The 13,905-nt window shown below is 63.0% G+C and carries 12 protein-coding genes; 6 read left to right on the top strand and 6 right to left on the bottom strand.

Annotated features, from left to right (window positions below; translation table 11 throughout):
• Nucleotides 1-51: 51 nt before the first annotated feature.
• Nucleotides 52-1,236: an anaerobic sulfatase maturase gene (locus tag FUU19_RS02680; protein WP_141971125.1), complete on the bottom strand. Its 1,185-nt coding sequence runs from the start codon at nt 1,234-1,236 to the stop codon at nt 52-54.
• Nucleotides 1,233-2,945: an arylsulfatase gene (locus FUU19_RS02675; protein WP_230489567.1), complete on the bottom strand. Its 1,713-nt coding sequence runs from the start codon at nt 2,943-2,945 to the stop codon at nt 1,233-1,235. Before FUU19_RS02675 ends, FUU19_RS02680 begins: the two co-directional genes overlap by 4 nt.
• Nucleotides 2,946-3,427: 482 nt before the next feature.
• Here FUU19_RS02675 and FUU19_RS02670 point away from each other — a divergent pair, with 482 nt between their 5' ends.
• From FUU19_RS02670 to FUU19_RS02655, 4 genes are all read left to right on the top strand, one after another.
• Nucleotides 3,428-4,075: a helix-turn-helix transcriptional regulator gene (locus tag FUU19_RS02670; RefSeq protein WP_141971129.1), complete on the top strand. Its 648-nt coding sequence runs from the start codon at nt 3,428-3,430 to the stop codon at nt 4,073-4,075.
• Nucleotides 4,076-4,214: 139 nt separating this feature from the next.
• On the top strand, nt 4,215-5,402 hold the full coding sequence (locus tag FUU19_RS02665) for an MFS transporter (RefSeq protein ID WP_167324819.1): 1,188 nt from the start codon (nt 4,215-4,217) through the stop codon (nt 5,400-5,402).
• Nucleotides 5,399-6,511, top strand: coding sequence for a class II histone deacetylase (locus FUU19_RS02660; RefSeq protein ID WP_167324818.1), 1,113 nt, complete (start codon nt 5,399-5,401; stop codon nt 6,509-6,511). Before FUU19_RS02665 ends, FUU19_RS02660 begins: the two co-directional genes overlap by 4 nt.
• Before the next feature lie 96 nt (nt 6,512-6,607).
• Entirely contained in the window at nt 6,608-7,414 is an 807-nt protein-coding gene (locus FUU19_RS02655; protein WP_230489566.1) for an alpha/beta hydrolase, read from the top strand.
• A 46-nt stretch (nt 7,415-7,460) separates the two neighbouring features.
• Here the strand turns inward: FUU19_RS02655 and FUU19_RS02650 are convergent, their stop codons facing one another.
• From FUU19_RS02650 to FUU19_RS02640, 3 genes are all read right to left on the bottom strand, one after another.
• A complete protein-coding gene (locus tag FUU19_RS02650; protein ID WP_015376517.1) occupies nt 7,461-7,826 on the bottom strand; it encodes a cupin domain-containing protein in 366 nt (121 codons plus the stop codon).
• Nucleotides 7,827-7,844: 18 nt separating this feature from the next.
• Nucleotides 7,845-9,146 (bottom strand): NAD(P)/FAD-dependent oxidoreductase, encoded by a 1,302-nt coding sequence (locus tag FUU19_RS02645; protein ID WP_230489565.1) that lies wholly within the window; start codon nt 9,144-9,146, stop codon nt 7,845-7,847.
• A 101-nt stretch (nt 9,147-9,247) separates the two neighbouring features.
• Nucleotides 9,248-10,006, bottom strand: a complete 759-nt coding sequence (locus FUU19_RS02640; protein WP_230489564.1) for a helix-turn-helix transcriptional regulator — start codon at nt 10,004-10,006, stop codon at nt 9,248-9,250.
• Nucleotides 10,007-10,235: 229 nt separating this feature from the next.
• Here FUU19_RS02640 and FUU19_RS02635 point away from each other — a divergent pair, with 229 nt between their 5' ends.
• Nucleotides 10,236-11,363, top strand: a complete 1,128-nt coding sequence (locus FUU19_RS02635; RefSeq protein WP_060434128.1) for an iron-containing alcohol dehydrogenase — start codon at nt 10,236-10,238, stop codon at nt 11,361-11,363.
• Nucleotides 11,364-11,498: 135 nt separating this feature from the next.
• On the opposite strand, the gene FUU19_RS02630 is transcribed toward FUU19_RS02635, so the two are convergent.
• Complete coding sequence (locus FUU19_RS02630; RefSeq protein ID WP_025305173.1) at nt 11,499-12,428, bottom strand: LysR family transcriptional regulator; 930 nt, start codon at nt 12,426-12,428, stop codon at nt 11,499-11,501.
• Nucleotides 12,429-12,563: 135 nt separating this feature from the next.
• Here FUU19_RS02630 and aptA point away from each other — a divergent pair, with 135 nt between their 5' ends.
• Nucleotides 12,564-13,904 carry an omega-aminotransferase AptA gene (gene aptA / locus FUU19_RS02625; RefSeq protein ID WP_230489563.1) on the top strand — a complete coding sequence of 447 codons (1,341 nt, stop codon included), beginning with the start codon at nt 12,564-12,566 and terminating at the stop codon, nt 13,902-13,904.
• Nucleotide 13,905 lies beyond the last annotated feature (1 nt).

Here is a 13,905-nt window from a genome sequence, read left to right as displayed (position 1 = left end):
TATAGAGAGGAAAGGAAAATGCTGACTATCGTCCTTAAGGACGAGACGGTTTCAACCTGCGGTGGCGCTCACGGCGGCGCGCCATTGCATCGCCCCCTGCGGGCTGCGCGGGTAGGCGCGCAGCGGCGCCAGCAGCGCGGAAAAGAAGGCGTAATAGCCGGCGCACAGCCGGTTGTAGCGATCTTCGCCCACATGCGCCGGGCAGCCGCCCTGGCAGACGCTTTTCACGCTGCAGCGTTGGCACTCGCGGCGCAGGCTCTTGTTTTTACCGAACGGCATTTCCACCGCCCTTGTCGCCAGGGTGGCGAGCGGCGTGTGGCGATCGGCATGGCCGAGCAGATGCTGCGCATTGATCAGATGATCGCAGGCGTAAAGCCTCCCGTCCGGCTCCATCACCAGATTGCCGCCGCAGCGTTCGGCGTGCACGCAGCTGAGGCTGACGTGGGTGAAATACTGCGCGTAGACCTGTTCGATGTTCATCACGAAGACCTGGCCGATATGCCCGCGGCTGCGCCAGCGGCGGTATACCGCCAGCATGAAGCGCCCCCAGTTGGCGGCGCTCAGTCCGTAACCGGCGGTGGGCGCATCCCCTTCCAGCATCAGCGGCTGAAACTGCAGATAACGCGCCCCGATCGCCACCGCATGATCGTAGATCGCCTCGGCGCGATCCGCGACGCCGTCGTGCACCACCATCAGCAGGTTGAAGTCGATCTGATGGCGCTGCAACAACGCAATGCCGCGCAACGCGGCGTCATAGCTGGCGCCGCCGCGCTTGTCCGGCCGGTGGGCGTCCTGCACCTCGCGATCGCCGTCCAGGCTGACGCCGAGGATAAAGTGATGCTGCCGGAACAGCCGGCACCAGGCGTCGTTCAGCAGGGTACCGTTGGTCTGCAGGCTGTTGCTGATCCGCACGCCCGGCGGCGCATAGCGGCGCTGCAACGCCAGCGCCCGCTTGTAAAAACCGATCCCCGCCAGCAGCGGCTCACCGCCCTGCCAGACGAAGTTGATCTCGCGGCTGTAACGCGGCTGGGCGGCGATGTAGCCGCGGATAAATTCCGCCAGCAGGTCGTCGTCCATCTTGCGCGTCCGCTCTTGCTGGCGCTGCGGGTAGTAACAGTAGCGGCAACCCAGGTTGCAGCCGGCGCCGATCGGCTTCACCAGCAAATGAAAAGGCGCCGCCGCGCGCGGTTCGCTCTCTACCGGGATCTGCTGCGCGCGCAGCTGGGCCAGGTTCATGGCGCCGCCTGCGGCAACGGTTTGTGGGTCTGCGGATCCAGGCCGATGTAGTCGCCGGTGCTGGCGTCAACACCGAGGTAGTCGATCGCTGCGCCTTTGGCCTCAATGACCATGCCCTGCTGCGCAAAGCGGCGATACGCCTCGCTCAGCCGTTTGACTTGATCCGGGTTGGCGGCGGCCAGATCGCGCGTTTCCAGCGGATCGTCATGCAGGTTGAACAGCCCCCACGGCGCCATCTGCGCCGTCGGCCCGGCCTTCACCAACCGCCGCAGCTTCCAGATGCCGTCCACGTAGGCGGCCTGGTTATGCAGCTCCACGCCGTAGGTCGCGCGCGGCACGCCGTCGGCCTCGCCGCTGAAATAGCGCTTGAAGCTGACGCCGACCATCGGCAGCGTCGGTTTGGCCTTCAGCGGTTTGTTGGCGTCGATGCCGGCATAGTCGTACAGCGTCGGGGCGATGTCATACACCGCCATCGGCGTGCGGTCGATGCCGCCGCGCCCCTTCAGCCGCGGCGCGGAGATGATGAAATCGGTATTGATGCCGCCCTGCGCGCTGGTGGTTTTGTGGTAGTTGGCGTACGGCGCATTGCTGACGTTGGCCCAGTGCGGCCCGTAAGAGATGAACGATCCCTTGCGGCCGAGGTTGGCGTAGCTGTTGTCGAACTGCCGCCAATACTCCGGCTTCGAGCCGTAGTAGAAGCCGCTGGCCGGGTTGGCGCCGTTGTCGGTGGCGAACACGATCACCGTATTTTGGTCGCGGCCGGTCTGCTTCAGGGTGTTCAGCACCGCGCCGACCTGATCGTCCATGTAAGCAATCATCGCCGCGTACACCTGCATGGTCTTGGCTTCATATTTTTGCTGCTCGGGCGTCAGCGCGTTCCAGGCCTTATCCAGCGCCAGCGTCGGCATCGGCGTGCGATCGGAAATCAACCCCAGCGCTTTCAGGCGCTGAATGCGCTGCTGATAGGCCTGCTGGTAACCGGCGTCGTATTTGCCGTCGAATTTGGCGATCCAGTCATCCGGCGCCTGCAATGGATCGTGCGGCGCGGTGAACGCCAGATAGGCGAAGACGGGCTTATTCTGCGGCGTATCGCGGATCCACTGTTCCAGCTGATCGGCATAGGCCTTGCTGGAGTAGAAATCTTTGGGCAACGACACGCGTTTGCCGTTCAGGGTGTAGAAGGTGTGGAACGCCTCCACGGTGCCCAGCGGTTTCGCATCGTCGAAATGGCTGGTGCCGCCGCCCATAAAGGCGAAAGCGCGCTCGAAGCCGCGATCGGTCGGTTTGGCGCCGTCGACATAGCCCAGGTGCCATTTGCCCGCCATCATGGTGGCGTAACCCGCGTCGCGAAAACGCTCCGGCAATGTGGTCACGCGGTCGGTCAGCCGCATTTCATAGCCCGGCTGCGCGGCGGTGCTCTCATACCACCACATGCCGCCCATGCCGGCCTGCTGATTGGTGTTGCCGGTCATCAGCATCGACCGCGCCGGCGCCGACATCGGCGAGGTGTAGTACTGGCTCATGCGCACGCCCCGTTCGGCCAGCGCCTGCAGGTTGGGGGTCGGTATCTCGCCGCCGAACGGGCTGATGTCGGAATAGCCCATGTCGTCCACCAGAATGATCAGCACATTGGGGCGATCGGCGTCCGCCCCCTGAGCCAGGCCCGATAAGGCACCGCTCAACGCCACCGCCAGCGTTTTTTTCTGCATCGTTCGTTCCCCGTATGGTCATGCGGACTGAACAACCCGACGCCTCAGCCCGAGAAAGGTCATCATTTTTTCGTCTTATACGTTTGGCGCCGCCTGGCGCTATCTTCAATTCGCAGTGTAGGAAGCGGCGGAAAAGCCTGGCTATCGTTCTTAAGAACGAGGGGCGGCGACGGTCGTGCCGGTTGTAGCACGCGCAGGGCGGCGAGGGCTTCGTCCAGGCAAGCAGTGAAAAGCGCTGTAAATTCAGCGGGAAAAGCGGCGAATTATTTCATTAACCTATTAATGAAAATCGCGATAAATCCGAACTGAAAAGCCCTGATTAACGCAGTGTCATCTTGTTATTTATGTGTTTTATTGTAATCGGCCTCACGTTGTTAATATGTTTTTATTGTGTTGCCAAATTGCTACAACTATGCTTGTATCGTTCATATATTGACCGCCAACATTCTCCAGATTGAACGATAAAGGGAGGAACACGAATCATGCACAGCACAGCATCCGATGCCTTTATCAACAGTTGTTTGGCGACTATTGCGCACCTGATCCCGGTGTCTGCCGGGGTGTTTTATCTGGTCGATCGCGACCTGCGGCCAGATCACTACATCCTGCACGGCATGCCCGATAAAACGCATCAGCAGTACCTGAACCACTTCCAACAGATAGACCCGCTGCAGCCGGCCAATTTCCATCGCCAGGACATCACCATGGTCGGCATGAGCCCGGCGGCGATCGCCGGCAACCGCCGCTATTACCACGACTTTATGCTGCCGAACGACATGCGCGACATGACGGAGATTTTCATTCGCCAACGCAAACGCATCGTCGCCGGGGTGTCGCTGATCCGCGATACGCCGTTTACCGAAGTGGAGCGCGGCCGCCTGCGCGCGGTGCTGCCGCTGATCGAGCTGGCGACGCGCGATCTGCTGCCCGACAGCGAGGCGCAGCTGTTGACTGCCAAAGAGCAAGAGATCGTCAACCTGGTGCGCGAAGGCGCCAGCAATAAGCGCATCGCCCTGAAGCTGGGCATTTCGCTGTCCACGGTGAAAACCCATATGCGCAATATTTTCGCCAAAACCGACGTGGTGAACCGCACCGAGCTGGTCGCCGGCGGCTTTCTCGCCCACGGTTAACGCCCGATAACGGCCGCCGCTGCCGACGGCCGGAAAATAACGCCAAAACGTATTCGCCATTTATGGCGCGGCCTCCCCCTGCCCGCAATCGGGCCGGGCGGGATAATTCATCGTCACTCAACGCTCGGGGAAAAGGTTTATGTCCAGTGATTCGGTTTCCGCGCCCGCCGTCGGCACGGCGCTCCCCTGCCCGCCGCGGCTGTTGACCGCCATTATCGTCTTCGCCGCCATCGCGCCGGGCATTCTGATGACTGCCCCCGCCGTGGCCGCCCAGCTCGCTACTCAGTGGCAGCTCGGCCCGGCGCAGATCGGCCACCTGTTCTCCACCGAACTCGGCGCCATGAGCCTGGCCACGCTGCCGGCGTGGTGGTGGATCGGGCGCATCAACTGGCGGCGGGTCGCTACGCTGTCGGCGCTGGTGTTTATCGCCGGCAACCTGGCTTCGGCGCTGGTGCAAGATTTTACCTTGCTGCTGCCGCTGCGCTTCATCGCCTCGCTGGCGGGCGGCACCCTGATGATCCTGTGCATCACCTGCGCCGCCGGCACCGCCAATCCCAGCCGCGTCTATGCCTTCTGGGTGCTCGGCCAGCTGGTGCTGGGTGCGGTCGGGCTGCTGGTGCTGCCACCGCTGTTTGCGCACTTCGGCCTGATGGCGGTCTACCTGATTTTGGCCGCCATCATGCTGTGCTGCCTGCCGCTCATCCCGGCGTTCCCCAACGGTTTCACCGCCGCCCGCACCGCCCGCAGCGGCCCCGCCGCCTCGCTGGCGCGCAAGCTGTGCGCCGTGCTGGCGGTGCTGACCTTTTACATCAGCCTGAGCGCGGTCTGGACCTTTATCGGCGGCATCGCCGCCGGCGCCGGGCTGTCGCCGGCCCACAGCGGCCAGGTGCTGGCCGTCGCCACCTTGCTCGGCATCGTCGGCGCGGGGGCCGCGGCGCTGATCGGCGCGCGCTTCGGCGGCGGACGCCTGATCGTGCTGGGATACGCCCTGCTGCTGGCCAGCGTGGCGCTGCTGACGGGCCAGCCCCTGCTGCTGCGCTTCGCCCTGGCGGCCCTGCTGTTCAAATTCACCTGGACCTTCGTGCTGCCGTTCATTCTGGCGCGGGTCGCCGGGTTGGATAACGACGGCAAGCTGATGAACGGCATCAACCTGGTGATCGGCGGCGGCATGGCCATCGGTCCGACGCTGGCCGGCTCTCTGATCGAATCTTCCGGCGGTTTCAACGCCTTGCTGTTTGGCGCGCTGGGCTGCGCGCTGCTGTCGCTGCTGTTGATTTCGCTGGCTTCACCGCGCGCACCGCGCCGTATAACAGGAGGAGAAAGGTGAAAAGAACAACCGGTTTCTTGTTTGATGAACGCTGTTTCTGGCACAGCACCGGCCTGCACGCCACCACCCTGCCGGTCGGCGGCTGGGTACAACCGCCTTCGGGCGCCGGCCACGCCGAGTCGCCGGAAACCAAACGGCGCATGAAGAACCTGATGGACGTATCCGGCCTGTCGCGCCAGCTCACCCTGCTGAGCGCCGAACCGGCGACGGAAGAAGACCTGCTGCGCATCCACCCCGCCCACTACCTGCAGCGCTTCAAACAGGTGAGCGACAGCGGCGGCGGCCTGCTGGGAGAGGAAGCGCCGCTGGGGCCGGGCAGCTATGAAATCGCCAAACTCTCCGCCGGGCTGGCCTGTGCGGCGGTAGAGGCGGTGCTGCAGGGCGAACTGGATAATGCCTATGCGCTGTCGCGCCCGCCGGGCCACCACTGCCTGCCGGATCAATCGATGGGCTTCTGCTTCCTGGCCAATATTCCCATTGCCATCGAGCGCGCCAAGGCCCGCTACGGCCTCGGCAAAGTAGCGGTGCTCGACTGGGACGTGCACCACGGCAACGGCACCCAGCACATCTATTGGCAGCGCGGCGACGTGCTGACGCTGTCGCTGCATCAGGACGGTTGCTTCCCGGCGGGCTATTCCGGCGAGCAGGATCGCGGCGAGGGCGCCGGGGCGGGCTGCAACGTTAACGTGCCGATGCTGGCCGGCGCCGGCGACGACGGCTACCTGCACGCCATGCGGCGCATCATCATCCCGGCGCTGGAAAAATTCGAGCCGGAGCTGATCATCGTCGCCTGCGGTTACGACGCCAACGCCCTCGATCCGCTGGCGCGCATGCAGCTGCACAGCGACAGCTTCCGTGCCATGACCGCGCTGGTGCAGGACGCCGCCGACCGGCTGTGCGGCGGTAAACTGGTGATGGTGCATGAAGGCGGCTACGCCGAATCCTACGTGCCGTTCTGCGGGCTGGCGGTGATGGAACAGCTGAGCGGCGTGCGCACTGAAGTGCAGGATCCGCTGCTGGCGTTCATCCAGCAACAGCAGCCGCGCGACGCCTTCAACCGCTTCCAGCGCGAAGCGCTCGACGCGTTGGCGCGCCAGTTCGGCCTGTAATCCCCCCCTTTGTGGGCGCCGCACCCGGCGCCCCTGACAACCTCGCCGCCAGCCGCTACGCTGAAGGGCAACCCTACCCACCATGAGAACAATAACATGTCCGAACAAACCGTCAGCTTTATCAAAGGCCGTCACGGCGACATCGCCGTGCACGACTGGGGCAACGACAAGCCGCGCTATCTGGCGCTGCTGGTGCACGGCTACGGCGAGCACCTCGGCCGCTATCAATACGTGGCGCGTACGCTGCAGGCGCAGGGGGCGCGGGTGTTCGGCCCCGACCACCTCGGCCACGGCCTGTCGCAGGGCGAACGCGTGCTGATCGAAGATTATGACGCCGTAGTCGACGACGTGCAGCGCGTGGTCAGCCATTTCCGGCAGCAATACCCCGCCTTGCCGCTGGTGGTGATCGGCCACTCGATGGGCGGCATGATCGCCACCCGCTACGTGCAGCGTCACGGCGAGGAAGTGAGCGCCTTGGTGCTGTCCGGCCCGCTGCTCGGCGACAGAACGGCGATTTCCGATCTGGCCGAACTGCCGACGATCCCCGACGCGCCACTGGATACCGCCACCCTGGCGCGCGATCCGGCGGTTGGCGCGGCCTATCAGGAAGATCCGCTGGTGTGGCACGGGCCGTTCAAGCGCCCCACCCTGCGCGCCATGCAGCGGATCCTCGCCGCCATCAACGCCGGGCCGGGCTTCGGCGCGCTGCCCACGCTGTGGATCCACGGCGACGACGATCGGCTGGTGCTGCTGAGCGAAACGCAAACCGCGCTCGATCGTCTGCAGGGCGACGATTTCGAACGGATGATCAATGCGGGCGGGCGGCACGAGAGCTTTAACGAAACCAATAAGGATCAGATCCTCACGCGGGTGACCGATTTTATTGCGCGGGCGTTAGGCTAAGGCGCTCCCCCTCGGCATGCAGCCTGCTGAGGGGGGCATGACGGCGTCAGCCCTCGACGATGGCGAGGTAGTGTTTGACGAAGCGATCCGAGGTGATGTCCCAGCGCACCGGGGTGCCTTTCTCGACGAACCAGGAATCGCCGGCCTGATACTGCACCGATTCGCCGGTGCGTTCGTTGGTCAGGGTCGCGCTGCCTTCCCACACCGTGGCGTGCTCGGCGAACGGGTACTCCATCACGAAGCTGCCGCGGGTGCAGCTGAACACGCCGCAGTTCAGGTTGTCGGTCGGTTCGCCGAAAATGCTGGCCACGCCGACGTTTGGCGTGCCGGCGATCACCGTGGCGCCCAGGTTGCTGACGCTGCCGATCTCCAGCAGTTCCGGCAGCGGTTGTTTAAGCAGTAACGGTTTCATGTGATTCTCCTCTGAGGGTTAACGGCGGCCTTTCCAGTAGCCGGATGTCTGGTGCCAAACCTTACCGGCGGTGGTCATCACCCGCCGCAGCTTGTCCTTGCCGAAGATGTTGACGTGCGGGATCGAGCTCATCAGATCGTACCGATCGGACCCTTCGCTCATGCCCTCCGCCAGCACCTTGCACACGATGTGGCTCGGCGTCACGCCGAAGCCGGAGTAGCCCTGCACGTAAAACACATTGTCGCGATCCGGCAGCGTGCCGATCTGCGGGAACAGGTTGGCGCTGCAGCACAGCGGGCCGCCCCAGGCCAGATCGATCTTCACGTCTTTCAGGTACGGGAACACCTTCAGCATCAGGTTGCGGTTCCAGGCCTTGAGATCCGACGGGAAATATTCGATCAGGCGGGTGGCGCTGCCGAACAGCAGCCGGTTTTCGTTGGTCACCCGGTAATAGTCGATCACCGGGCGAATGTCGCTATAGGCGCCGCGGATCGGGCTGATCTGGCGGATCAGATCGTCAGACAGCGGCTCGGTGGCCAGCTGGAAGGCGTAGGTATTGATGGTCTTGCGGTAGATCTGCGGCTCCATGCCGTTGAGGAAGCCGTTGCAGGCCCACAGCATCTTGTTGGCACGCACCGAGCCCATGGCGGTACGCACCGTGATGCGCGGGCCATACTCCACGTTGAGCACGCTGCTGTTCTCAAAGATTTTCACCCCGTAGCCGCTCAGCGCCTTGGCCTCGCCCAGCAACAGGTTAAGCGAATGCACGTGGCCGCCGCCCATGTGTTTCAGCGCGCAGGTGTAGGCATCGGAGCCCACCACCTGCTTCACCTCCGCCCCGGTGTAGAGCTCAATTTCCTCCTGCGGCGCTACCGCCTTGAACTCCTTCAGCCAGCCGCGCAGGGTTTTCTCCTGGCGCACGTTGCTGCCGAGATAGCCGTAGCCGAAACAGAAGTCGGCGTCGATGTCATATTTCTTGATGCGCTCACGGATAATGCCGGCACCGAGGTTGCTGATTTTGAAGATGGTTTCCAGCCCGGCCGGGCCAACGTGGCGCTTGATCTTCTCCAGATCGTGGCCGATACCGGCCATCACCTGGCCGCCGTTGCGCCCGGTGCCGCCGTAACCCAGATAGCGGCCTTCGAGAATGGCAATGTTGGTGATGCCCTTCTCCGCCAGCTCCAGCGCGGTGTTGATGCCGGAGAAGCCGCCGCCGATGATCACCACGTCAACATCCAGATCCTCTTCCAGCGTCGGGAAGCGCAGATCGTATTTTTTGGTCGCCGCGTAGTAGGTTAAGGACTCGATTTCGTTGTTCACTGCCGCACTCCCGATTGCCTATGCCATGACATCGGATTATCGGGAGCCGTGGGATCGTTTGCTATGTCCCCTTAGGGACATTTGCTACAAAAAATTAACATTCACGCGCTGCGCCGCTGCGGGGCGGTCAGCAACAGGCTGAACAGTTCGGCCTGCGAGCCGATGTTCAGCTTGCCGTAGATGTTCTTGCGGTGATTTTTTACCGTGCCGAGGCTGATGAACAGCCGGTCGGCAATCTGCTGCGAACCGCAGCCGGCGAGGATCAGATCGACAATCTCCCGCTCGCGCGGCGTCAGCAGATAACGCACCTGCCCACCGTCGTCGTTCACCGTGTCGGCCTCGGCCGGTGCCGCCACCACTTCGCCGTGCAGCCGCGCCACGCTTTTCACCAGCGTCAGCGCGCTGCGCAGATCCGCCCGCTGCGGGTAGCGCACCGCCACCGTGCGGCGCGCCGAGCCGAAGAATACCCCCAGCCCGCGCTCCGGCGTCAGCTGCAGCAGCACGCCGGCCTCGTCATGCCAGCCGGTCTTGCGATAAAAATTGCGGTAATAGTCGCTGTGATAAAACCCGCAGGGCGCCAGCTGGCGCAGCGTGAGCACCTCACCTTCACCGCCGTCGTTCAGCGCACGGTAAAACGGATCCTGCAGGTAGGCACCCTGTTGGTAGATCTGGTTGACCGCATCGCTGTTTTCCCGCTCGGTTTTGATCAGGCAGCGCGGCGGCCGGCCGCGTTCGAAGGCATAGACGATGGCGTTGTCGAAGGCGAAAAACCCCTCCAGCCAATTCAACAGGCTGGGATAAAAGCGCGGGCTGGCCACCGCATCGATCACCGCAGACAAGCGTTCAACCTGAATTTCCATACCCGCCTCGCCATTATTAATACATTAACAATCTACCGATTTCGGATGGGGTTAGCCGCATGGCGGCCAGTACTGTTAAAAAAAGCATCCGGCGCGCCGAAATGCAAGAACGCGATCGTTTACATGTTAAACAACTCACAAGTTGCCGCAGCGGGGAAAGCGGTGGCCGCTCCGCGCCCGCTGGCTTATGCTGTGGCATCGCGCTCTGCAACGTCGTCAAGGAGACCTCATGTCCGTCAGCCACATCATCGCCAACCGCCAGACCTGGTTCGGCCACGGCAGCATCCAGCAACTGCCGCCGCTGCTGCTTGCCGATCCGCAGCCGACGCTGCTGTTCAGCTGCCGATCTTTTCTCAACGGCCCGGTGTACGCCGGCCTGCGCGAATCGCTGACGCCGCTGCTTATCGGCACTGAGATCGTCAGCCACGAGGCGTCGCCGCAGGAAATAGACGCCTGGGTGGCGCGCTGGCGCGGCCAGGCGCGGCGCGTGGTGGCCATCGGCGGCGGCAGCGTCCTGGACGCCGCCAAGGCGTTCTCCGCGCTGGTGGAGCATCCGCTGCCGACGCTGCGCTATATGGAAAAAGTCGGCGACAGCAAAATCAGCGGCGCCACCCTGCCGCTGATCGCCATTCCCACCACCGCCGGCACCGGCAGCGAGGTGACGCAGAACGCGGTGATCACCGATACCCAGGTCAGCAAAGTGAAGGCCTCGCTGCGCCACAATAACTTCGTGCCGCACACCGCCATTCTCGATCCGCAGCTGCTGGCGGGCGCGCCGGACAAAGTATTGGCCTACTGCGCCATCGACGCCTTCACCCACCTGTTCGAGGCCTATCTGTCGAAAACCGCCGGCGCCATGACGCGCGACATGTCCCTGAACGGCATACGCCACTTCCTCGCCGCCTGGCCGGCGCTCAACCGCAGCGATGCGGCGCGCGAAGCGATTATGCAAGCTTCGTACCTCGGGGGGCTGACGCTGAGCGCCGCCGGGCTGGGGGTGATCCACGGCATAGCCGGCGAGATCGGCGCGCTGCGCGACTACCACCACGGCCAGGTCTGCGGCCGCCTGCTGCTGCCGTTCCTCGCCCTGCTGGAGAGCAGCGAGCAGCCGCAGCAACGCGCACTGATGGCCGAGCTGGCCGCGCGCCTGTACCCGCACTGGCAGGGCAGCCCGGAGAGCTACCTGACCGATTTCATCACCCGCCACGCCATTGCGCCGTTCTGGCAGGACGATTTGCCGATTTCCGGCCAGGAATTGGCGGTCGCGCTGGAGAAATCCAACAGCAAGAATTCCTGGATCGACTATGCGCCGGCGCAGCGGCAACGGATGATCGAAGAGGCGTTTCGCGTCGAATGATTATATAATCAGATCAACGCACTAGCAGGAGTTAAGAAAATGGGCATCATCGGCTGGATCTTCGCCGGCATCGCGGTCGGCATCCTGGTCGGCGCGCTGATCAGGATCTTCGGCAAGAAGAAAGAGCAGTAAGCGTCACGCTGTTCCGTGGGCCGCCAGCAGGCACTCATGGAACAGCTTCACCACCCGCTGTGGCACCGGCGAGCGGCGCAGCACGCTGGAATATTCGCAGTGATAGCGGAACAGCGCCGGTTTGATCGCCCGCATCATATTCTGCGCCACGAAAAACGCCGCATAGTGATCCGGCAAAAAGCCGACGTATTTGCCGGACAGGATCAGCGTGGCGATCGACTCCTGCGCGAACCCCGTCGCCTTGCGATGCAAATGTTGCTGCAGGCTCAGTTCCATATTCGGCGAATGATAGCCTAATCCGGCGAAGGCATAATTGTGCAGCAGATCCCAATTTAATGTTTCATGGGGGCCGGAAAATAATTCATGCTGCGCGCCGCAATATAAGAACATCCTCTCACTGAATAACGAATGATAAGATAAACTTTCCGCGCTGCGGTGCATAGGAATAACGCCAACCTGAAATTGCCCGTCAATGACGCCGCGTTCAATGGTATTAATCGGCTCCACGTACATTTGCAAAGAAACCTCCGGCGCACGCTCGCTGAATAACGCGATGGCCCGGCCGATCTGCGCCTGCGGATTGCTGACCGTATGGTCGAATATCGCCACGTGCAGCTGCCCGCCCATGCGCTGGTGCACCTCGTCCACCCCGCGCCGGAACGCCTCGGTGGCCGCCAGCAGGTTGACCGTTTCCTGGTAGATCAACAGCCCCTCGTCGGTGACCGCAAAGCCCTCGCGCCCGCGCTGGCACAGCGTCAGGCCCAGCCGCTGCTCCAGATCCTTGATGTGTTTGCTGATGGTCGACAGGCTGATGTTCAGTTCCAGTTCGGCGGCGCTCATGCCACCGCAGTCAACCACGGCCTTGAATACCCGCAGCAAACGCAGATCCATATCCGACAATTGCCCTAACAGCGCGCGCTTTTTTACTTGCATAAAACCTTAAGTAAGTTTCGACATATGATTATTCACAGTAGAGAACAAGCGGTACATAGTCAATTTCGCACAACAATTCGTTAACAACTCGGTTTATTTCATTAATCGCTCTTATTTTCCTGTTCGGAGGAAAACATGGCCGTTGAAAATCACCCGCTAAATAGTCTCGATGCCGAAGGGTTAGAGGCCCATTGGATGCCTTTTACCGGTAACCGTAATTTTAAAGCGCAGCCGCGCATCATTACTCAAGCCGCGGGGGCGTATTACACCAGCCATGACGGCAGAAAGATTTTCGACGGCCTGTCCGGATTATGGTGTTGCGGATTGGGGCACGGCCGGCAGGAAATCACCGACGCCGCCCAGCGACAGCTGGCGACGCTGGATTATTCGCCGGCGTTTCAGTTCGGCCACCCGCTGTCGTTCGAACTGGCCAACAAGATCAAGGCACTGACGCCGGCGGGGCTGGATTACGTGTTCTTCACCGGTTCCGGCTCCGAAGCGGCAGACACCTCGCTGAAAATGGCGCGCGCTTACTGGCGCGCCAAAGGCCAGGCAGGCAAAACCTGCTTTATCGGCCGGGAAAAGGGCTATCACGGCGTTAACTTCGGCGGTATCTCGGTCGGCGGCATCGCCGGCAACCGCAAGACGTTCGGCGCCGGCGCCGAGGCGGACCACCTGCCGCACACCCTGCTGGCCGGCAACGCCTTTTCGCGCGGCATGCCGCAACAGGGGGCGGAGCTGGCGGAAGAGCTCAGCCGCATCATCGCGCTGCGCGACGCCTCAACGATCGCCGCAGTGATCGTCGAACCCTTCTCCGGCTCCGCCGGGGTGATCGTGCCGCCGGTCGGCTACCTGCAGCGCCTGCGCGAAATCTGTACCCAGCATGACATCCTGCTGATCTTCGACGAAGTGATCACCGCCTTCGGCCGCTGCGGCGCGATGACCGGCGCCGAGGCGTTCGGCGTCACGCCGGACATCATGAACATCGCCAAACAGGTGACCAACGGCGCGCAGCCGATGGGCGCGGTGGTGGTGCGGCCGGAGATCTACCACACCTTCATGAACGGCGGCGAGCCGAACTACCAGCTCGAATTCCCGCACGGCTACACCTACTCCGCCCACCCGGTCAGCTGCGCGGTCGCGCTGGCGACGCTGGACATCCTGCAGCGCGAACAGATGGTGGAGCGCGTACAGGCGCTGGCGCCCTACTTCGAGCGCGCGGTGCACAGCCTGCAGGGAGCCAAACACGTCGCCGACATTCGCAACATCGGCCTGGCGGCCGGCATTACGCTGGCGGCGCGGCCCGGCGAACCGGCGCGGCGTCCCTTCGAGGCGGCGATGCGCTGCTGGGAAAGCGGATTTTACGTGCGCTACGGCGGCGACACCCTGCAGCTGGCGCCGCCGTTCATCAGCAGCGAAGCGCAGATCGATGCGCTGATCAACGCCGTGGGCGACGCCCTCAACGCCACCGAATAAG

This window comes from Serratia montpellierensis (assembly GCF_020858655.1).
In the GTDB taxonomy this organism is placed as follows: Bacteria; Pseudomonadota; Gammaproteobacteria; order Enterobacterales; family Enterobacteriaceae; genus Serratia; species Serratia montpellierensis.
The sequence above is the reverse complement of the archived record's forward strand: the minus strand, read 5'-3'. Positions and strand labels throughout refer to the sequence as shown.